This window comes from Oceanisphaera arctica (genome assembly GCF_002936955.1).
Classification (GTDB): domain Bacteria; phylum Pseudomonadota; class Gammaproteobacteria; order Enterobacterales; family Aeromonadaceae; genus Oceanimonas; species Oceanimonas arctica.
The window spans coordinates 1-1,540 of sequence record NZ_MPZM01000100.1; the positions used below are offsets into that span (position 1 = coordinate 1).

The 1,540-nt window shown below is 59.5% G+C and carries 1 protein-coding gene; it reads left to right on the forward strand.

Annotation, left to right across the window (positions count from 1 at the left end; all coding sequences use genetic code 11):
• The first annotated feature begins 106 nt into the window (after window positions 1-106).
• Window positions 107-1,531, forward strand: a complete 1,425-nt coding sequence (tnpC, locus tag UN63_RS16835; RefSeq protein ID WP_104488639.1) for an IS66 family transposase — start codon at window positions 107-109, stop codon at window positions 1,529-1,531.
• The last annotated feature ends 9 nt before the right edge of the window (window positions 1,532-1,540 follow it).

The window sequence follows — 1,540 nt, forward strand, 5'->3', positions numbered from 1 at the left end:
CCGTAAGTGTTCACCCAGAGTGCCTTGACAGGCAAAAATGGGATGTTGGTCGCGTGATCTGCGTTTGATACTTGCACGATCCCAGCACTCAGCCACGCTTAGCGACATGACCAAAAAACATACCTCACCCGTGACGCCGCCCCTGACTCTCGAGCAGGCACATGAGATGATCCACAAGCTGATGGAGCGGATTGCCGAACTTGAAGATCGCCTCAAACAGAACAGCGGTAATTCATCGAAGCCACCGTCCAGTGATGGGCCGGGAGGCATACCGCCGGCTCGCCCCCGTAAACGCTCCGGCAAGCAGCGCGGTGCTCAGCCTGGGCACCAGGGCCAACGGCGACAGCGGCACCCGCAGGATGAACGGGTGTCGGTCACGCCGTATTTTCCTGCCGCTGAGTGCGCTTGTTGTGGTGGCAACATGCTGAATCACACCAAACCACACCGGGTACACCAGGTATTTGATTTGCCCGAGGTCAGCTATTTCGTCACCGAGCATCAGCTGTTTCGTGCCACCTGCACCCGCTGCATCAACACGGACGAGGCCATGCTGCCCGATACCGTCAGTCATACCCAGATGGGCACCAACTTGCTGAGTTATATTGCCCTGCAAAGCGGCCAGTTCCATCAGAGCATCAGCCAGATACAGCGGCAGCTGCAACAGCACTTCGGACTGCACTTCAGTCGGGGTGCCATCAGCGAGGCGCAAGGCCGGGTCAGCGCCATGCTGACGCCAACCTATCAGGCCATTAAGCAACAGGTGCAATCCGCGCCGCATATTCATGCCGATGAAACCCGGCACCAGCGCGGGGGCGAACGGCGCTGGATGTGGCTGGCCCTGAGTAAGGTGGCCGTCTGCTTCATGACCGCGTTTGGCCGTGGCCAGGATGCGGCCCGGCGGTTACTGGGTGAGCTGCCGGAAACCTCCGCCCTGGTGACCGACCAGTATGCCGGCTATCGCTTCGTGGCAACCGAGCAACGTCAGTTATGCTGGGCCCATGTGGCCCGTAACGTCGCCGCCATTGCCGACAGCAGCGAACAGGTTAATCATCCTGTTGGTGCTCGCCTGGTATTGCTGGCTGATATGGTGTTTCGCACCCGGCACCGTTGGGAAAACGGGAAGCTGAAGCATGAGCAATACCTGCGACGATTAAGGCGATGTCGGCAAAGTTGGCGGGTACAGCTGGAACGCGGCATGATGTTGTGCTCCTCGCGCTACCGAGGACGATGTCGGTTTTTACTGCAAGATGACGACATGCTGTGGACCTTCCTGACGGATGACCGACTGGCCCTGACCAATAATGAGGCCGAGCGGGCGCTGCGCGGTTATGTGCTGTGGCGCAAGGGCAGCTATGGCGTCTGGTCCCAGCGGGGCGAACTGTTCCGCCAGCGTATTCTGTCGCTGGTGGAAACCGCCAAGCGCCTGGGCCGCTGCCCGCAACAGTGGTTACGCTCCGTGATCCGCGCTTGTATCGAGAAGACGGATTATCCCATTCCTGAAGAACTGTGCGTGTCAAGCCACTCCGGGTGAACTGTTACT